The sequence below is a fragment of the Robinsoniella peoriensis genome, assembly GCF_000797495.1.
Lineage (GTDB): Bacteria > Bacillota > Clostridia > Lachnospirales > Lachnospiraceae > Robinsoniella > Robinsoniella peoriensis.
The window spans coordinates 47,624-65,804 of sequence record NZ_JTGN01000011.1 but is presented as its reverse complement, the minus strand read 5'-3'; the positions used below and the strand labels follow the sequence as shown (position 1 = coordinate 65,804).

18 protein-coding genes are annotated in these 18,181 nt (G+C 41.5%); 14 read left to right on the top strand and 4 right to left on the bottom strand.

What is annotated here, in order from left to right; translation table 11 throughout:
* Window positions 1-104: 104 nt before the first annotated feature.
* Together QR40_RS20725 and QR40_RS30115 are read left to right on the top strand one after the other, a co-directional pair.
* Entirely contained in the window at window positions 105-2,606 is a 2,502-nt protein-coding gene (locus QR40_RS20725; protein WP_044296617.1) for a CoA-disulfide reductase, read from the top strand.
* A 129-nt stretch (window positions 2,607-2,735) separates the two neighbouring features.
* Window positions 2,736-3,167, top strand: coding sequence for a DUF6465 family protein (locus QR40_RS30115; RefSeq protein ID WP_052430970.1), 432 nt, complete (start codon window positions 2,736-2,738; stop codon window positions 3,165-3,167).
* A 54-nt stretch (window positions 3,168-3,221) separates the two neighbouring features.
* Here the strand turns inward: QR40_RS30115 and QR40_RS20715 are convergent, their stop codons facing one another.
* Together QR40_RS20715 and QR40_RS20710 are read right to left on the bottom strand one after the other, a co-directional pair.
* Window positions 3,222-3,899 carry a Crp/Fnr family transcriptional regulator gene (locus tag QR40_RS20715; protein ID WP_044296616.1) on the bottom strand — a complete coding sequence of 226 codons (678 nt, stop codon included), beginning with the start codon at window positions 3,897-3,899 and terminating at the stop codon, window positions 3,222-3,224.
* A 17-nt stretch (window positions 3,900-3,916) separates the two neighbouring features.
* The gene (locus QR40_RS20710) at window positions 3,917-4,402 is read right to left on the bottom strand and encodes a GNAT family N-acetyltransferase (protein WP_044296615.1); all 486 of its coding nucleotides are present in this window, start codon (window positions 4,400-4,402) and stop codon (window positions 3,917-3,919) included.
* A gap of 378 nt (window positions 4,403-4,780) precedes the next feature.
* On the opposite strand from QR40_RS20710, the gene QR40_RS20705 reads away from it, so the two are divergent.
* From QR40_RS20705 to QR40_RS20665, 9 genes are all read left to right on the top strand, one after another.
* Window positions 4,781-5,413: an ABC transporter permease gene (locus QR40_RS20705; protein WP_027296906.1), complete on the top strand. Its 633-nt coding sequence runs from the start codon at window positions 4,781-4,783 to the stop codon at window positions 5,411-5,413.
* A gap of 112 nt (window positions 5,414-5,525) precedes the next feature.
* On the top strand, window positions 5,526-6,428 hold the full coding sequence (locus QR40_RS20700; protein WP_027296907.1) for a glycine betaine ABC transporter substrate-binding protein: 903 nt from the start codon (window positions 5,526-5,528) through the stop codon (window positions 6,426-6,428).
* A 22-nt stretch (window positions 6,429-6,450) separates the two neighbouring features.
* Window positions 6,451-7,218: an ABC transporter ATP-binding protein gene (locus QR40_RS20695; protein ID WP_027296908.1), complete on the top strand. Its 768-nt coding sequence runs from the start codon at window positions 6,451-6,453 to the stop codon at window positions 7,216-7,218.
* Window positions 7,215-7,832 (top strand): ABC transporter permease, encoded by a 618-nt coding sequence (locus tag QR40_RS20690; RefSeq protein WP_027296909.1) that lies wholly within the window; start codon window positions 7,215-7,217, stop codon window positions 7,830-7,832. The genes QR40_RS20695 and QR40_RS20690 overlap by 4 nt, the downstream gene beginning before the upstream one ends.
* 21 nt (window positions 7,833-7,853) lie before the next feature.
* Window positions 7,854-8,291: a LytTR family DNA-binding domain-containing protein gene (locus tag QR40_RS20685; protein WP_044296614.1), complete on the top strand. Its 438-nt coding sequence runs from the start codon at window positions 7,854-7,856 to the stop codon at window positions 8,289-8,291.
* 11 nt (window positions 8,292-8,302) lie between these two features.
* Complete coding sequence (locus QR40_RS20680) at window positions 8,303-8,779, top strand: DUF3021 family protein (RefSeq protein ID WP_044296613.1); 477 nt, start codon at window positions 8,303-8,305, stop codon at window positions 8,777-8,779.
* Between the two features lie 209 nt (window positions 8,780-8,988).
* On the top strand, window positions 8,989-9,738 hold the full coding sequence (locus QR40_RS20675) for an ABC transporter ATP-binding protein (protein WP_052430969.1): 750 nt from the start codon (window positions 8,989-8,991) through the stop codon (window positions 9,736-9,738).
* Window positions 9,726-10,613 (top strand): ABC transporter permease, encoded by an 888-nt coding sequence (locus QR40_RS20670; RefSeq protein ID WP_044296612.1) that lies wholly within the window; start codon window positions 9,726-9,728, stop codon window positions 10,611-10,613. Before QR40_RS20675 ends, QR40_RS20670 begins: the two co-directional genes overlap by 13 nt.
* A 186-nt stretch (window positions 10,614-10,799) precedes the next feature.
* Complete coding sequence (locus tag QR40_RS20665) at window positions 10,800-11,633, top strand: DNA-formamidopyrimidine glycosylase family protein (RefSeq protein WP_044296611.1); 834 nt, start codon at window positions 10,800-10,802, stop codon at window positions 11,631-11,633.
* A 109-nt stretch (window positions 11,634-11,742) separates the two neighbouring features.
* Here QR40_RS20665 and QR40_RS20660 read toward each other — a convergent pair whose 3' ends face one another.
* Window positions 11,743-13,542 (bottom strand): BlaR1 family beta-lactam sensor/signal transducer, encoded by a 1,800-nt coding sequence (locus QR40_RS20660; protein WP_044296610.1) that lies wholly within the window; start codon window positions 13,540-13,542, stop codon window positions 11,743-11,745.
* Complete coding sequence (locus tag QR40_RS20655) at window positions 13,535-13,927, bottom strand: BlaI/MecI/CopY family transcriptional regulator (protein ID WP_027296912.1); 393 nt, start codon at window positions 13,925-13,927, stop codon at window positions 13,535-13,537. The genes QR40_RS20660 and QR40_RS20655 overlap by 8 nt, the downstream gene beginning before the upstream one ends.
* Before the next feature lie 199 nt (window positions 13,928-14,126).
* Here QR40_RS20655 and QR40_RS20650 point away from each other — a divergent pair, with 199 nt between their 5' ends.
* The 3 genes from QR40_RS20650 (at window position 14,127) to QR40_RS20640 (ending at window position 18,178) form a co-directional block, all read left to right on the top strand.
* A complete protein-coding gene (locus QR40_RS20650) occupies window positions 14,127-15,299 on the top strand; it encodes an alanyl-tRNA editing protein (protein ID WP_044296609.1) in 1,173 nt (390 codons plus the stop codon).
* Window positions 15,300-15,486: 187 nt separating this feature from the next.
* Window positions 15,487-16,920, top strand: a complete 1,434-nt coding sequence (locus QR40_RS20645) for an NAD(P)/FAD-dependent oxidoreductase (RefSeq protein WP_044296608.1) — start codon at window positions 15,487-15,489, stop codon at window positions 16,918-16,920.
* Between the two features lies 1 nt (window position 16,921).
* Window positions 16,922-18,178 (top strand): NAD(P)/FAD-dependent oxidoreductase, encoded by a 1,257-nt coding sequence (locus QR40_RS20640; RefSeq protein ID WP_044296607.1) that lies wholly within the window; start codon window positions 16,922-16,924, stop codon window positions 18,176-18,178.
* Window positions 18,179-18,181: the final 3 nt, after the last annotated feature.

Sequence of the window (18,181 nt, the reverse complement as noted above, 5' to 3'; positions counted from 1 at the left end):
ATTAGAACCATTATAATGATATTAAGATAATGATCTTGCGGCGAAACCGATGGAAACCAGTTTTTGCCGGAGTCAAAAATGATCAGAATAGAGGTAATGATAATATGGGTAAAAAAACAGTGATTATTGGCGGGGTTGCAGGTGGAGCCACCACTGCGGCACGCCTTAGAAGACGCGACGAATCAATGGAAATAGTTGTATTTGAAAAAGGGGGCTATATTTCTTATGCAAACTGCGGTCTGCCTTATTATATCGGAGATGTAATCAAAAGCCGCGATGCACTGCTTTTACAGACACCCCAGGGAATGAAAAAGAAATTCAATATAGATGTCCGTATTTACAGCGAAGTTATAAAAATACAACCGGACCGCAAATGTGTTACGGTTCAGAATCTTGAGACAAATGAAACTTATGAAGAAGTATATGATAATCTGGTTATAGCAACAGGGTCATCCCCGCTAAAGCCGCCGATTAAAGGGATTGACGGAGAAGGAATCTATACACTGTGGACCGTACCGGATACCGATAAAATAAAGGCATTTGCAGAGGAAAAACATCCCCAAAGAGCAGCAGTCATCGGCGGAGGATTCATCGGTCTTGAGATGGCTGAAAACTTGCACCGGGCAGGAATTGAGGTAACCATTATCGAGATGCAGGATCAGGTGATGGCGCCAATTGACAAAGAAATGGCGCATCTTCTCCATGAAAACATGCAGATGAACGGTGTGGAAGTGATATTGGGTGATGGGGTTTCCAGCTTTGAAGACCGGTTAGGTACAACACAGATTACCTTGGGAAGCGGGAAAGTAGTAACGGCAGATCTTGTAATTTTATCCATTGGAGTACGCCCAAACAGTATCCTGGCTAAGGAAGCCGGGCTTCAGTTAAATGAACGGGGCGGCATTGTGGTAGATGAATACTTAAGAACCACAAATCCGGATATCTATGCGGTAGGAGATGTGATCCAGGTTGAAAATTTCGTATTAAAGAATCCTGCAATGGTTCCTCTTGCAGGACCTGCAAATAAGCAGGCAAGGATCTGTGCTGATAATATAGCCGGGGATAAAAAGAAATATCATGGTTCCCAGGGAACCTCCGTAGCACAGGTCTTTGACCTGACTGCTGCAGCAGTGGGAGTAAATGAAAAGACCCTGAAGAAAATGGGCAGGGTAAAGGGCGAAGATTATGAAACGGTCTTGATTAACCAGAAGTCCCATGCCGGTTATTATCCCGGTGCAGTCCCTCTTACATTAAAAATGCTGTTTGACATGGAAGGTAAAATTTTAGGGGCGCAGATTGTGGGTCAGGACGGTGTAGATAAAAGAATCGATACATTAGCAGTCACCATGCGTTTAAATGGAACCATATATGATCTGGAAGAGTTGGAACTTTCTTATGCTCCGCCTTATTCCTCAGCAAAAGATCCGGTTAATATGCTGGGATTTACAGCCCACAATGTACTGGATCACATGGTTTCTTTTATTGGATGGGATGAAATGGATGAACTTCAGGAGCAGGGGGAAGAAAATACGGCTTTTACAATCCTGGATGTCACCGAGGAGATGGAACGTCTGGTATATCAGATTCCCGGGTCTTATCATATTCCGCTTGGAGAACTCCGGGGAAGAATGGGAGAACTGGAGAAAACCCGGATGATCATCGTATACTGTGCCATAGGAGTCAGGTCTTACAACGGAGCCAGGATACTGATGCAAAATGGATTTGAAAACGTAAAGGTATTGTCCGGAGGTACTGGTTTCTATAAATCAATGCATTATGAGGACAGGGAAGACGAGGAGGATTCAGAAGAAATGGTAAAGGATGATATAAAAGCAGCGCAGGTAAAAGCAGAATCCGTTCCAGCACAAAAAGAAATGAAAATTCTGGATTGCTGCGGACTTCAGTGTCCGGGGCCTATTATGAAAGTAAATGAAACCCTGGGAGAAATGGAAGAGAATCAGATCCTGCAGGTTTCTGCAACGGATATGGGATTTGTCAGAGATATTGAAGCATGGTGTAAAAGAACAGGAAATACATTTGTTAATTCGGAGCGGAAAGACAGAGAGAACCTTGTCTATATCAAAAAAGGAACCAATGTGTGCCAGGGAGTTTCCCAGGCAGATGCTGTAAGCCTTCCACAGGGTAAGACTTTAATTGTATTCAGCGGAGATCTGGATAAAGTGCTGGCTTCCTTTATCATTGCAAATGGAGCAGCAGCAATGGGCAGGCCGGTGACCATGTTCTTTACCTTCTGGGGATTGAATGCACTGCGTAAAACAGAAAAACAGTCTGTCAGGAAACCATTCATTGAAAAAATGTTCGGTGCTATGATGCCAAGAGGAACCAGGAGATTAAAACTATCCAGGATGAATATGGCTGGTATGGGTACGAAAATGATGAAGAAAGTAATGAAGGATAAAAATGTAGAATCACTGGAAGAATTAATGCAGCATGCCATGGCAAGCGGGATTAAACTGGTGGCATGCACCATGTCAATGGATGTTATGGGAATAACCAGAGAAGAGCTGATAGACGGTGTGGAACTGGCAGGTGTGGCGTCGTATCTTGGGGACGCGGAAGAGGCTAATGTGAATTTGTTTATATAGGCATTATGTGGAGAGATAACCTTTTAAAGTAATCATGATGTTCCATGTTTCTCCTGCAATTTTAAAAAATTTTGACATTTTCCGAAAATAATACTATAATAACTGTCGGAAATTCAACAGGAGGAACATATGGCTAAAAAAAGACATTTAAAGAAGAAAAATAAGATGATGACAGCTAATGTCATTGAAAATGAAACAAGAGAAGAAGCGAAAGAAGTTACAAAAGAAGTAATTCCAGAGGCAGCATCAGTGCAAACAGCGCAGGCTGAAGTGGTTCAAAATGAAGAAAGTGTAATATCTGTTCAGAAAACAGCAGAAACTGATTCTATGACAACGGGCACGGCAGCTAAAAAACGGGCATCGAAGAAAACGAATTTTTACGTGCAGTTTCGTGATGCAGAATATAATGAACAGGATATCATTGCCCAGGTGAAAAAGATCTGGAAGGATGCCGGCAATCGTATTGCGGATTTGAAGACTATGGATGTATATGTTAAGCCGGAAGAAAAAATGGTATATTATACAATTAATGAAGAACTGAGTGCATCATTCGCACTGTAAAAAACAGGTGGACCCAAAACGTAAATGTTTTGGGTCCACCTGTTTTTAGATGAATTACAGAAGTTCTTTTAATCTTTTCTTATCCAGCAGCCGGATACCGCCTCTTGATAATTCCACAAATCCTTCTGAGGAAAAGTACTTTAGCATACGGGAAACGACTTCTCTGGCACTTCCTGTATATTTTGCAATTTGCTCGTGAGTCATTTTGATTATATCTGACTTTGTACGGCTGCATTCGTCCAGCAGGAAGATTGCCAGACGCTTGTCAAAACTCATAAATAAGATCTGCTGCATCGCCCACATAACATCAGAGAAACGTTCGGTTGCCAGTTTATATGCGTAGGCTTCCACATGTATATTTTCTTCCATAAGCCTGGAGACAGCAGAAGAGTTAATCAGGAGTATTTCACAGTCCCTGGCAGCGTCAATATATACATCAAAGGTAATGGTATGAAGAACGCAGGAAGCGGATAAGATACAGACTTCACCTGCACCCAGCCGGTATAGTGTCACTTCTTTTCCGGTTTCCGAAAGTAAATAAGTTCTCATTTCACCGCTTTTAATGATGAGCATGCCGATACAGTCATTTTCTCCAAGGTGTATATGGCTGTCTCTGGAATAGCTGGCAGAGAATACATTTTGAGCAAGAATTGTCTTCTGTGGTGTGCTTAAATGATTCCAAAAGGGCAGGTATTTTTCTAAAAGCATGAAATTCTGTTCCAAATGTTCCATATTAACTCCTTTACAATCTAAATCTCACGCTGGAAAGCAATACGTTTTGAGCCGTCCTCCAGAAAAATGACCCCGCAGCGGATAAAACCGTTTTTCTTTAAAGCTTTCTGCATGGGAAGATTATCGTCGTGGGTATCAATTTTAAGGTTGCCGCACTGCTGAAAACACCACTGAAAGCAAAAAGAAGCGACTCCTTTTGTGCCTGCTGCGGATGTAATGCGGTGAATAACGCCATAAGGCTTCTCGTTTAACCAGCGGCCGTCAAAGATTTCCCGGTAAGAAAGATCTTCTCCTACTTTAAAATAAAAGGTTCCCGCGATTTTGCCGTTTTCTATGCACACATAACTGCAGCCATCTGCAATGTCTGAACTGACAAGTTCAATGGATGGATAGTTATTTCCCCATTGGGAGGGGTTGCCGTTTTTCGCCATAAAGTCTCTGGCATCTGCATATAACTGCAGTAATGTATCTAAATCACCGGGTGTACTTTTTCTTATTTCCATTTTTAAAATCCTTCCTGTAATAAAATTAAAAATCTATTAAGCAGATAGTGAATAGAACCTGTAATATTATACTTTTATTCTATCCTAAGAAATACAAAAGAACAAGCCGGAGTTTAGATAATAAATTATATTCCAGTAAAACTACAACACTTTACATAGGGTATAATTTAATATTTTGTGAAGTTATTGCAAATAATGAATAATAAAATGTCATATAGCATACCACAGATTTCGGTATTTTATGTAAATATTGATCTTTTTTTGAAAATAAATGGGATTCTTGTCATTGCCGTATGCAGAAATCTGCGGTAAAATGGAGACATGCTTAAGAGCATGTTTGTAAATTGCACTGAAGACTAAAAAGAAGGGACACCTGTTATGTGGCAGCAAATCATAGATTATTTTACAAATAACATGGATACTTATCTGACGGCAGTAGGGGAACATGTATTAATCAGCCTGCTTTCACTGTCAATCGCGCTGGCAGTGGGCATACCTGCAGGCATATATTGTGCACATACGAAGAGATTTCGCAAGTGGATTACCGCGTTTTTTAATGTGCTCCGTATAGTACCAAGCTTTGCCGTTTTAATATTATTAATCCCCATTATGGGAACCGGAATGCGTCCTGCTATGACGGCGCTGGTAATACTGGCAATTCCGCCTATACTTATGAATACCAATGCAGGATTTGAAAGCACACCCGAATTTATGCTGGAAACAGCCAGGGGTCTTGGCATGACAGACAAGCAGATTTTTAAAAAAGTACGGATACCTCTTGCACTGCCGTATATCCTGATTGGAACAAAGACAGCATTAGTAGAAATTATTGCCAGTGCAACACTGGCTGCATATATTGGCGGTGGCGGATTGGGGACAATTATTTTTACCGGTCTTGGATTAAACAGGACTGATTTATTATTGATTGGTGGAATTTCGGTAGCGCTGTTATCCCTTTTTTCCGGTTTTCTGGTGTCAGCAGCAGAAAAGTGGATTGTCAGATACCGCTAAAAGGGTGGATATCACCAGATTAAATACGATAACAAAATAACAATACAGAAACAAAATAACAATACAGAAACAGAATAACAATACAGAAACAGAATAGTCAAGGAGAATGAAAATGAAAAAAGGTAATAAAGTTTTGAAGAAAGCATTAGCAATTTTTATAGCTGCATCCCTTATGGTTGGGATTGCCGGCTGTGGCAATAGTAAAAGTGAGGAAAAGAGCATTAAAGTGGGGTCAAAAGATCTTACGGAGAACCTGATCGTAGCTGAAGTTTATGCCCTGGCATTAGAAGATGCCGGTTTTTCGGTAGAGAGAGTCATGGATATAGCGGGTTCTGTTGTTCATACATCTATCATGAATGGAGAAATTGATTTGTATCCGGAATATACAGGTACCGGTTTGATCTCTATCTTAAAAATGGATCCTATGACAGATGCACAGCAGGTGTATGACACGGTTAAAGAAGAATACGAAAAGCAATATAAATTGATTTGGCTGGATTATTCCCAGGCAAATGACGGACAGGGTCTGGTTATCCGAACAGATATAGCAGAAAAATATGGAATTAAAACCATATCAGATCTTCAGAAAAATGCATCTGAGCTTCGGTTTGCATCCCAGGGTGAATTTGATCAGAGAGAAGACGGGATGCTGGGCCTGGAAAAGCTCTATGGGCCATTTGATTGGAAATCATCAAAAGTGTATGACGGAGGACTGAAGTATTCTGTACTGGAAAATGATGAGGCAGATGCAGCACCGGCATATACAACAGAAGGCCAGCTGGTAAAAGATGAATTTACCCTTCTGGAAGATGATAAGAAGCTCTGGCCTCCATATAACTTAGCTCCGGTTGTACGGGAAACGGTGTTGAACACTTATCCGGAAATAGCGGACATCTTAAATAAGATCAGTGCTACTCTGGATACGAAGACCGTTACAAAATTAAATGCGGAAGCAGATGTGGAAAAACGGGAATATGAAGAAGTGGCAAAGGAATATTACGACAGTATAAAATAATGCAGTCAGCGGAGGCATTTGAGTGAAGAAAGCAATCGAATTTATAAATGTAAGTAAAAAATTTGACAATACCGGATATTTTGCAGTGAATGATGTAAGCTGTGAAATCGGACAGGGTGAGTTCATAACGATATTGGGCTCTTCCGGTTGTGGGAAAACGACTTTATTAAAGATGGTCAACCGTCTTTATGAACCGGATAAAGGTTCTGTCAAAATCTTTGGAGAGGATATCAGCTCCAAAGATCCGGTTCTTCTTAGAAGAGAGATCGGTTATGTCATCCAGCAGGTTGGCCTTTTCCCACACATGAACATTGGGGAAAATATTGCCACGGTTCCAAGGCTTCTGAAATGGCCGGAGGAAAAGATAAATGAAAGGGTTCAGGAATTGCTGGAAATGGTGGGATTGTCTTATTCGGAATATGGTAAAAGATACCCTTCTCAGCTCTCGGGTGGACAGCAGCAAAGAGCAGGACTTGCAAGAGCCCTGTGCGCAGATCCAAGGATCATGCTGATGGATGAACCTTTTGGAGCCATCGACGCTATTAACCGTATGAATCTTCAGGAGGAACTGCAAAAAATTCACAGGGAATCCAAAAAGACGTTTCTCTTTGTAACACATGACATTAATGAGGCATTTAAACTTGGCAGCCGGGTAATTATTATGAACGAAGGAAAGATCAGACAGTTTGATAAGCCAGAGAATATCGTCAGGAATCCATCAGATGAATTTGTAAAATCCCTGATCGATTCCACACGTAAACAGGAACAATTCTGGGAGGCATTTACATGATCACATATCTGGTAAAATACCATGATAAGTTATTAAAGGCATTGGCAGAACATATTGAAATCGTTATAATCACGCTGCTTTTATCTGTGATACTGGCATCAGTGTTAACAATATTATCGATGTATTTCCAGTGGATATCAAAAATCTTAATCGGATTTTTTTCTATGATTTATTCCATACCAAGCCTTGCCCTGTTTGCAATTTTAATACCGGTAACGGGACTGGGCAGGAATACTGCAATTATAGTACTGGTCATGTATAATCAGTATCTGCTGCTGCGCAATTTTATAGATGGGCTGAATCAGGTGGATGCATCCGTGATAGAAGCTGCAACAGGAATGGGAATGAGCCGGATGCAGATTCTGGTTAAGGTTCGGATACCGCTGTCCCTGCGGCCCTTGTTTACGGGGATACATCTCGCTGTTGTTTCAACCATTGGAATCGCTACGATCGCAGCAACGATCAATGCAGGAGGACTGGGCAGTATTCTGCTTGACGGACTGCGGACCTTGAATGTAAACAAGATTTTATGGGGAAGTATTCTGTCGGCAGGGCTGGCAATTATTGTAAATGCAGGATTAAGCAGGCTGGAGAAACACATGGCAAAAAGATAAAGGAATAAGGCAGGTACAGGGATGAAAATAATAATTGAAACACCGCTCCAGGATGAAGAAGATAAAATTATTATTTCAATGCATAAACTGAATGAAAATGTACTGAAGCTGATATCAGCACTTAAAATGCAGCAGGATACTCTGATAGGATATAAAGAAGAGCAGATGTACCGGATCCATCCCCATGAAGTCTATTATTTTGAATCAGTAGATAATAAGTCTTATATGTATTGCAGAGAAGCGGTTTACGAAATAAAACAGAAGCTGTATCAGATCGAAGAAGTCTACGGGTACAGTGATTTTCTTAGAATATCCAAATCAGTGATCATCAATATGGACAAAGTCAGTTCCATAAGACCCGCATTTGGAGGCCGATTTGAAGCGATGCTGGAAAACGGGGAAAAGATTATTATTTCCAGGCAGTATGTACCTGCATTGAAGAAAAAAATGAATGTTTAGGAGGGATTGGGATGAAAAAAGGACTGGCACCATGGGTGAAAGAATTCGTACATGATTTTTGTGCAATTACCACTGGAATACTGATTATGGTAACGCTGGCAACCATGGGTGGAAATTCCGGTATTATGATTCCTAAAAATATTTTTGGACAGATATTACTCCTGGCGATCTTAACATCTGTTTTCAACGTTATCTTATATCTCTGGACGCCAAAAAGCAGAGGCAGTGCTATTTTAAGAAGAAGCGTACATCTGGCATGCATAATTGTTACTGTGATGCTGTTTATCTCATTTTCCAACTGGGGAATGAATTCCTGGAAAGAAAAAATTATTATACTGGCGGAAGTTCTGGTAGTCTATACAGTCGTAGTTCTATTGTCTTTTTTTAAATCCCATAAGGAGGCAAAAGAGCTGGATAGGGGATTAAAAGAATACCATAAGAGAAAGAAAGACATACTTGATTCTAAAGAGTATGAGAAAAATAAATAGCAGCTTACCTTTTGTTTTATACCACTTATACCTCAAATAGAACAGGTCGCATTGCGGCCTGTTGTTTTTTTGCAAAAAGATAATAGAATAGAAAAACATAGAGGTATCCGGGAGATGGAAAATAAAAGCAGAAAGGAATGCCGCCGCACGATCTTACTTTTTGTTTAAGTGGGCGGTAATACAGAGAAATCTGTGAAAAAGGTGATCATATGAGTAACATCATTGAAGTATTCAATTTGAAAAAATCTTACCAGGAAACAGCCGCGGTCAAAGACCTTTCTTTTACCATAAAAAAAGGAGAACTGTTTTCGCTGCTGGGGCCCAATGGTGCCGGGAAATCTACAACGATTGATATTTTGTGTACTTTATTAAAACCAGACGGGGGAGAGGTAAAAATAAATGGTTTCAGGGCAGGTAAGGAGGATCTGCAGATTAAAAATGATATTGGAATTGTATTCCAGGACAGTATATTGGATGCATCTCTAACTGTTAGAGAAAATTTATATCTGCGTTCTAAATTTTATATCAAGAAAAAATCCCGGATTCAGCAGGCAGTCCATGAAGCTGCACTTGCCGTATCTGCTATGGAATATATTGACCGCCCGTACGGGAAATTATCGGGCGGGCAGAGAAGGAGAGCAGATATTGCAAGAGCTATGGTACATAAGCCAAGTGTACTGTTTTTAGATGAACCCACTGCCGGCCTGGACCCACAGGTTCGTCATGATGTATGGGAGATGATATTGCGATTAAAAGAGGAAAGGAACATGACGATTCTGTTAACGACACACTATATGGAAGAAGCTGCCGTTTCGGATCGCATTATTATGCTGGATCATGGCCTCGTGGCAGCAGGAGGCACACCTATGGAACTTAAGGAGAAATATCAGGTCAATACCTTAGATGAAGTATTCTTAAAAGTTGCAAAAAGAGAGGAGGTTTTATCATGCAGGTACTGATGATACGCAATTGTAAAATATTTTTCCGCAATAAAAAGGGAGTTTTTTCTTCTCTGATTGCAGCTCTTGTAGTGATTGCCTTATATGTGTTTTTCCTGGGCGACAATATGAAAAAAAGCCTGATGGAGGTTGAAAATGCAGATAATATAATTAATGCATGGATCATGTCCGGTTTTATATCGGTAGCTTCTATGACAACCACATTAGGAGCAATGGGGCTTATGATCCGGGATAAAGAAAATGGCTGTATAAGAGATTTTTTTTGCTCCCCGGTTAAGGCGTGGCAGATTGCCGGCGGTTATGTGCTTAGTTCTTATATCGTAGGGGTTCTTATGAGCATATTTACTTTTATCGCAGCAGAAATTTATATAGTATGCAGAGGTGGGCAGCTGTTGGATATCTTATCTTTGATGGAAGTGCTGGGTGTGATCCTGATCACGGTTCTGGCATCCAGCGCAATTATGTATTTTATAATAGTACTCTTCAGTCATTCCGATACATATGCAACTGTATCTTCTGTAATCTCACCCCTGGCTGGTTTTCTTACGGGCATTTATATACCGGTGGGAACCCTGCCGGAGGTGTTGCAGACGGTCGTCAAATGTTTTCCTATTTCTCATGGGGCAGCGCTGATGAGACAGGTGATGATGAAAGAACCTATGGATTCAGGTCTGTCAGGAGTATCGGAGGAATTTGTGACTGAGTTTAAAGACACGCTGGGTGTAACGCTTAAAATGGGCAGTGATAATGACCGTGTATGGATTCATATAGTGGTATTGCTGATAACTGCAGTGATCTTCTTCGGTCTGGCGGTATTAATTGTGAACCGGAAGAAAAGTTGGGGGAATGCTGAGAAAGGGACGCTTTGTAAATAGATGTAGTGCTGCCCGCTTGACCTGCATTATCCAATATCTACAAAGCATCCCTTACTCAACAAAACCCAAATTTAAGTTGAAACTGTTCGCTGTAGCGCTAAAACAGCAATGAAATGGTAGCTATTTATCATTGGATGCTTTATAATAAATGCAAATATGCATTTTAGAAAGGATGGTGTGCGACCAATGTTGGAATTACCGGAAAGCCAGGTAATGGCAGATCAGCTAAACAGAACCATAAAAGGAAAAACAATAAAAAGCGTTACTGCAAATCAATCACCACATAAATTCACCTTTTATTTTGGAGATCCCCAGAAATATGACAGCCTGCTTTCCGGCAGGCAGGTGGGAGAAGCTTATGCGCTGGCGGGGCAGGTGGAAATAGCACTTGGTGATGCCAGACTGCTGTTTACAGACGGAGCAAATATCCGCTATTTAAAAGAGGGGGAGAAACCGCCTGTGAAGCATCAGTTCTATTCTGAATTTACAGATGGTACAGCGCTGGTCACTACAGTGCAGATGTATGGAGGAATCCATGTATTCCTGGAAGGTCAGAATGATAATCCCTATTATCTGGTGGCAAAAGAAAAACCGACTCCCTATATGGAAGAATTTAACCGGGCATATTTTGAAACCTTATATGAAAGTGTAAAGCAAAATATAAGCGTGAAAGCATTCCTGGCAACTGAACAGCGCATCCCCGGTTTGGGGAACGGAGTATTGCAGGATATTCTTTTTCATGCAGGAATTCATCCAAAGGTAAAAATTGAAAATATCGATGAAACAAAACGGGATATTCTTTTTAAAAGTCTGAAGAAGACTTTGTTGGAAATGAAAGAAAAGGGAGGCAGGGATACGGAAAAGAATCTTTTTGGAGTTTACGGCGGTTATCAGACTTATCTCTCAAAGAAGACACTGGAAGAGCCATGTACAACGTGCGGCGGCTGGATTTCCAGACAGGCATATCTGGGAGGAAATATATATTTTTGCCCAAAGTGTCAGCCGTTGGATGGAAGGTAGCAGAAGACACAAAAGAAGAAGCTCAAGATAAACTTACCGAAAAATTTAAGCTGCCAAAAGAGGAAACAGGTCTGTCCTGATAAACATCGGGACAGACCTGTTTTTAAAATTATTTCCCAATATAAAGGTTCTTAGCCTGCAGGATCTCCAGTGAGATTTTGCTTGCCATACTACCATTAGCAAAATCCGCTCCCTGGATATTTGTGGCAAAGAAGAAGGTATTGCCGTCTTTTTCAAGAAAACCGATAAACCATCCATTTACATTTTTGCCTTCCACATCCCCGGTTCCTGTTTTTCCGTATAAAGAGGTTCCAAAGGAGTCGGATATATGAAGGGCATTTTTTACAGCCTGTATATTATTGGCTTTAAATTGCAAATCATTACGGTACATTGCGGATAATTGTTCCACTTGTTCTATTGGAGAAATTTTTAGGGAAGATTCCATCCAATAACGGGAAATACCTCCGGAGAGATCCTGGTTTCCATAACCGACTTCGTGAATATAGTTTTGCAGTGCCGGCAAACCCGTTTTTTGATCGACAGCCTGGAAGTACCAATTGACGGAGTTTGACATAGCAGAGTCCAGGTCGTGGTTTTGATTCCATGATTCAAAAGGATATTCAGTCTGATCCCAGGCGATAGAGGAATCTTCAGGATTAATGCTGCCGGATTCCAATCCAAATAAAGCGCTGTATATTTTGTAAGTAGAATCAGGGGATACTCTTTTAGAACTTGCATCTTTGTTATATATACTCCAATAGTCTGCATTTTGGTCATATAGTACGAAACTGCCGTCATATCCCTGGAAATAGGAGCCAAGATCTTCATATTCAACATTTGTGTTGTTAAAATGATATGCATTGCCGGCAGATGCACCCAACGCCAACAGTGGTGCACTTCCTATTACAATAGAAAGAGCCATGGTAAATATTAGGCAGCTTTTTAATTTTAACCACTTACTTTCGGGATGAAAAGATGCAATATGAATGATACGCTTTTTTATCTGCTTTTTGGTGCCACCCATTCCGGCTGCGGAAGAAAAAGAAGAGTGAGACAGCTTTTCGGCAAAGTTTAGCAAAGTATACCCATAGTCAGCGTAACTGTTTTCATCAATTGTTCGTAGGACCGCAGCGTCGCATGCAACTTCCCTGTCATTACGCATTTCCTTAAGTGCCAGCCAGACCAGAGGATGAAACCAGTATATAATCCGGGCTAGGCACATCAGATAATTTACGGTAACATCACGGTGCTTGTAATGCTGTAATTCGTGTAACAGAATAAAACGGATATCCTTATCCTGAGATCCGGTTATCATATGGATCGGGATTACAATACAAGGTTTTAATAATCCGACTGAAATTGGTGATTGGATAAAAGCACTGCTGTACAGACGAATATTTTTAGAGATTCCAATGGTACCTCTGCATTCGTTATAAATAATCTTGACCTGCGGGTTCTGTACCGGAAGAGCGGATTTGATGACCTGCCTGATCCTGAGCTGGGAGCGCAGTGTCAATATAGCCATGATTAAAATGCCTGTTCCCCAGATAAGACATAGCAGGTAATTCAGCATGGCAGGAGTCTCATGCTTTACCGACACCGTAAAATCCTGCATCCAGTTAGCAGCAGTTGAAGCAGTGGCAGCGGTACCGGCATTTATAGCTGTATTTCCAGCTGTGCTTCCGGAAGAACCCAACTGCAGGAACCAATGCCAGAGGCCGCTGAGCCCGTCTGATTTGACAGGGAGAAAAGGCAAAGCCAGCATAATAAGCAGTAAAAACCAGATATTGTACTGTACCCGCAGGGACAGATGTTTTTTGCATAATTTCTTAACCAGCAGGATTACGGATACAAAAACCGAGATGGCTGCGCTGATAATTAAGAAACGGATGACAAGAGCATCAATCATGAATACCTCCATTCTGGGATTTTTTCGAAAGCAGATTTTGCAAATCCCGGATTTCCGCATCGGATAAATTATCTTTTTCCAGGAAGTTTGTCATCATCGAAGTTAAATTCCCATTATAAAACCGTTTCAGGAAAGAATCATTTTCATGATCCAGATATTCATCCTCCTGAACTAATGGTGTATAAACAAAAACGCGGCTTTCTTTTTCATAGGTCAAAGCTTCTTTTTGAACCAGCCGCTTTAATAAAGTCTGAATTGTTTTAGGACTCCAGGTAGTAGTCTTAGTCAGTTTATCCGTCACTTCATTTGTGCTGATCGGTGCATATTTCCAAACAATTTTCATCACTTCATATTCAGCTTCGGATATTTGCGGTAATTTTTTCATTCATGGATCCTCCTTAGATACTACAATTGTAATATAAATAGTATAGTCGGATTATCGGGTAATGTCAAATAAATCAAGCTATTTTATAATGACAATAAATCCCGTGCAGATTTATAATGTTTTCATACAATCATACTGGCAAAAGAAATTCAATTGCGTTATACTTGAGACATGATTATAAAGGCAGGAGAATAGGAAGATGACAGAAAAATTATTTTATGAAGACAGCTATATGCAAACATTTGAAGCGGATGTTTTAGCTTGTGAACGTTTTGATGATAATTATAAGGTGGAATTAGATAAAACGGCATTTTTCCCGGAAGGCGGCGGACAAAGCGGAGACCGTGGTTTCCTGAATGGGATTGCAGTATCGGATACCTGGGAAAGAGATGGAATCGTATATCACATCATAAATCAACCCATCAGTCCTGGAACCCGTGTATCGGGTGAGATTGACTTTAAGGAGCGTTTTTCCAAGATGCAGCAGCATACGGGGGAACATATTATTTCCGGTATTGTGTGCAGGCGCTTTGGATATAACAATGTGGGATTTCATCTTGGAAGCGAAGTTGTAACAATGGATTTTGACGGGGGATTAAATGAGGACGAATTATCAGAAATAGAATTTCAGGCGAATGAAATTGCTTCATCTAACAGAAAAGTGGAGATATCCTACCCGGTGAAAGAGGATCTTATAAAGATGGAATACCGCAGTAAAATTGAGATTGAAGGACAGGTTCGGATTGTAACGATTCCCGGTGTGGATGTATGCGCCTGCTGCGCACCTCATGTGAAATATACAGGCGAGATTGGCATCATTAAAATTGTGGACGCGCAAAAATACAAAGGCGGGACCAGAGTCAGTATGCTATGTGGATTCCGTGCTTTAAACGACTATCGGACCAAAGACCGGAATATAAAACAAATATCCGTATTCCTGTCTGCAAAACCGGAACTGGCAGCAGAGGCAGTAGTACGGCAGAAAGAAGAACTGCAGCTTTTAAAAGACAGGCTGATTTATTTTCAGGGTAAATACATAGAAGATAAAGTAGACAGAGCACCTGCCGGGGAGGAAGAGAAGGCAGGGATGCTTTTGTTTGAAGAAGATCTGGACAGCAATATGATGCGGAAATATGTAAATCTTGCCTCTGCTAAAACAGATGGGATCTGCGGATGCTTTGTCGGCAATGACCAGAATGGATACCGCTATGTACTGGGCAGTGAGAAACTGGATGTAAGAAAAATCTCCGCACAGATGAACCGCGATTTGGAAGGGAAAGGCGGCGGAAAGCCTGTGATGGTTCAGGGGTCTGTAAATGGAACGAAAGAGCAGATATTAGAAGTGATTCGAAGAGCGTTGTCAGATTTTTAGACGTCTGACAGACAGGAGAAGTCTTTTCTTTTACTGCATAATTATTTAGAGGACGAAACGGGGCAGCGAAGAGTATGGAGACAGGGCTGAAAGAAAAAAATAGAAAGGAAGCCACATAATCATTCTTTCAACTTATTTTAATAGTGGCGGTATTGCAGGGGGCCTGTAATACGCAGAGGGTATAAGCATGATGGATGTAATTATAATCGGGGCAGGGGTAATCGGCTCGTCCATTGCCAGAGAGTTATCCAGATATCAGCTTGATATCTGTGTGTTAGAAAAAGAACCGGATGTTTGCTGTGGAACATCAAAAGCAAACAGTGGAATTGTCCATGCGGGACATGATGCCAAACCGGGCACGCTAAAAGCCAGGTTAAATGTTCTGGGTAATGAGATGATGGAGGATACAGCCAGAGAATTGGATATTCCATTTAAAAGAAATGGTTCTGTTGTGCTGTGTTTCTCAAAAAGTGAAACGGGCAGGCTTGAGCTGCTTAAGGCACAGGGCGAGCAAAATGGGGTAAAAGGGCTTCGCATTATAACAGGAACGGAAATGAAAGAAATCGAGCCAAATATATCAGATGAGGTACAGGCATTATTATATGCGCCTTCAGGCGGGATTATCTGCCCGTTTGAACTAACGGCTGCCATGGCTGAAAATGCATTTGTAAATGGAACTGCATTTTACTTTGATACCGAGGTAAGGGGCATTGAAAAATCCGATGCCGGGTATAGGGTGGCAACAAGTAAAGGAGATTTTGAGGGAAAGGTAGTTATTAATGCTGCCGGTGTAAATGCAGATGTGTTCAACAATATGGTGAGCAGCAGAAAGCTTTCAATTGTACCGAGAAAAGGGGAGTATTGCCTGTTGGATAAGAAGGCAGGAAATTTTGTAAATACTACGGTGTTTCAACTTCCCACAAATTTGGGAAAAGGTGTTTTAATCACACCTACCGTACATGGAAATTTAATGATAGGACCTACAGCAGAAAATATTACCGATCGGGAAGATACCGCTACAACGGCAGAAGGTATTGCCCAGGTAATTGACAAAGCGTTAAAAAGTTCCGAAAAAGTGCCTGTCCGACAGGTGATTACATCTTTTGCCGGACTGCGGGCACATGAAAAGGGAAGGGATTTTGTCATTGGAGAGGCAGAGGATGCACCCGGGTTTATCAATGCTGCAGGAATAGATTCACCAGGGCTTACCAGTGCGCCGGCCATTGGTGTTATGGTTGCAGAAATAGCAGCAAAAAAAATGAAAGCCGTTAAAAAGACAGACTTTCAGGCTGAAAGAAAAGGGATACATTTCCTAAGGGATATGGAAGCAGAAGCGGCTAATGTTCTGATTGCAGAAAACCCAGCTTACGGAAGAGTGGTCTGCCGTTGTGAAACCATCACAGAAGGAGAAATTCTGGATGCGGTGCGCAGGCCGCTGGGAGCGAAAACCTTAGACGGAGTCAAACGCCGGACAAGAGCAGGTATGGGAAGATGCCAGGCGGGATTTTGTTCTCCCAGAGTATTGGAAATTCTGTCAAGGGAGCTTGATATACCTCAGGAAGAGATATGCAAGTCCGGGAGAGGTTCCAATGTAATTGCTGACAGCAAAAGGGAGGAGTAAAATGGAATATGATATCATTGTAGTTGGCGGAGGTCCTGCCGGACTGGCGGCGGCAATAGCAGCAAAAGAAAATGGAATAGGGCATATTTTAATTCTGGAGCGGGAAAATGAGCTTGGTGGAATTCTGAATCAATGTATCCATAATGGTTTTGGACTGCACACTTTTCAGGAAGAATTGACTGGACCGGAATATGCAGCCAGATACATCGAAAAAGCAGCGGATTATAATATTTCGTATAAATTGGAAACCATGGTGCTTAGCATATCTGAGGATAAAGAGGTGACAGCCGTCAATCCGAAAGACGGTATCCTTCAGTTACGCGCGAAAGCGGTGGTTTTGGCAATGGGATGCAGGGAGCGTCCAAGAGGTGCCTTAAATATCCCGGGATTTCGTCCGGCGGGAATTTTTTCAGCGGGAACTGCCCAGCGGCTGGTCAATATAGAAGGGCGGATGCCCGGAAAAGAAGTAGTTATTCTGGGTTCCGGTGATATTGGTCTGATTATGGCAAGAAGAATGACCCTTGAAGGGGCTAAGGTGAAACTCGTGGCAGAACTAATGCCTTATTCCGGAGGTTTGAAACGTAACATTGTACAGTGCCTGGATGATTTTGGGATTCCCCTTCGTCTGAGCACCACGGTCGTAAAAATTCATGGGAAAGACCGCCTGAGAGGGGTAACAACAGCAAAGGTGGGAGATAACAAAAAGCCCATTGCAGGGACCGAAGAATATCTGTCCTGTGATACGCTGTTATTGTCGGTAGGATTAATACCAGAGAATGAACTGTCTGTAAATCTGGGGCTTGATATGGTTCCGGCGACAAACGGACCGCAGGTGGATGAAAGCATGCAGACAAGTGTCAGTGGAATATTTGCATGCGGAAATGTCCTGCATGTACATGATCTGGTGGATTTTGTATCACAGGAGGCTGCCTGTGCCGGAAAGGCTGCGGCTAAGTATATTGCCGGAGGACTGCAGGAAGATAAGGGGATAGAAGTAACCGGAACACAGGGTGTGCGCTATACTGTTCCCGGATTCATACATCCGGTTAATATGGAGGAAGAAATAATTTTGCGATTTCGTGTGGGTAATGTGTATCAAAATAATTATATCAGCATGTATTTTGATGAGGAACGGATACTTCACAGAAAGAAAAAAATAATGGTACCGGGAGAGATGGAAGAACTAAAGCTGAAAAAGTCTGATTTAGACAGATTTCCTGCCCTGCAGTGTATTACAGTGAAGATAGAGGAGGCATAGAGC

Excerpts from the sequence above, each read along its gene's own strand:
- QR40_RS20640 (WP_044296607.1), top strand. The coding sequence starts at position 16,922 with ATGGAATATGATATCATTGTAGTTGGCGGAGGTCCTGCCGGACTGGCG.
- QR40_RS20645 (WP_044296608.1), top strand. The coding sequence starts at position 15,487 with ATGATGGATGTAATTATAATCGGGGCAGGGGTAATCGGCTCGTCCATT.
- QR40_RS20685 (WP_044296614.1), top strand. The coding sequence starts at position 7,854 with ATGAAAATAATAATTGAAACACCGCTCCAGGATGAAGAAGATAAAATT.
- QR40_RS20690 (WP_027296909.1), top strand. The coding sequence starts at position 7,215 with ATGATCACATATCTGGTAAAATACCATGATAAGTTATTAAAGGCATTG.
- QR40_RS20655 (WP_027296912.1), bottom strand. The coding sequence starts at position 13,927 with ATGAAAAAATTACCGCAAATATCCGAAGCTGAATATGAAGTGATGAAA.
- QR40_RS20650 (WP_044296609.1), top strand. The coding sequence starts at position 14,127 with ATGACAGAAAAATTATTTTATGAAGACAGCTATATGCAAACATTTGAA.
- QR40_RS20675 (WP_052430969.1), top strand. The coding sequence starts at position 8,989 with ATGAGTAACATCATTGAAGTATTCAATTTGAAAAAATCTTACCAGGAA.
- QR40_RS30115 (WP_052430970.1), top strand. The coding sequence starts at position 2,736 with ATGGCTAAAAAAAGACATTTAAAGAAGAAAAATAAGATGATGACAGCT.
- QR40_RS20660 (WP_044296610.1), bottom strand. The coding sequence starts at position 13,542 with ATGATTGATGCTCTTGTCATCCGTTTCTTAATTATCAGCGCAGCCATC.
- QR40_RS20680 (WP_044296613.1), top strand. The coding sequence starts at position 8,303 with ATGAAAAAAGGACTGGCACCATGGGTGAAAGAATTCGTACATGATTTT.
- QR40_RS20700 (WP_027296907.1), top strand. The coding sequence starts at position 5,526 with ATGAAAAAAGGTAATAAAGTTTTGAAGAAAGCATTAGCAATTTTTATA.
- QR40_RS20705 (WP_027296906.1), top strand. The coding sequence starts at position 4,781 with ATGTGGCAGCAAATCATAGATTATTTTACAAATAACATGGATACTTAT.
- QR40_RS20670 (WP_044296612.1), top strand. The coding sequence starts at position 9,726 with ATGCAGGTACTGATGATACGCAATTGTAAAATATTTTTCCGCAATAAA.
- QR40_RS20725 (WP_044296617.1), top strand. The coding sequence starts at position 105 with ATGGGTAAAAAAACAGTGATTATTGGCGGGGTTGCAGGTGGAGCCACC.
- QR40_RS20710 (WP_044296615.1), bottom strand. The coding sequence starts at position 4,402 with ATGGAAATAAGAAAAAGTACACCCGGTGATTTAGATACATTACTGCAG.
- QR40_RS20665 (WP_044296611.1), top strand. The coding sequence starts at position 10,800 with ATGTTGGAATTACCGGAAAGCCAGGTAATGGCAGATCAGCTAAACAGA.
- QR40_RS20715 (WP_044296616.1), bottom strand. The coding sequence starts at position 3,899 with ATGGAACATTTGGAACAGAATTTCATGCTTTTAGAAAAATACCTGCCC.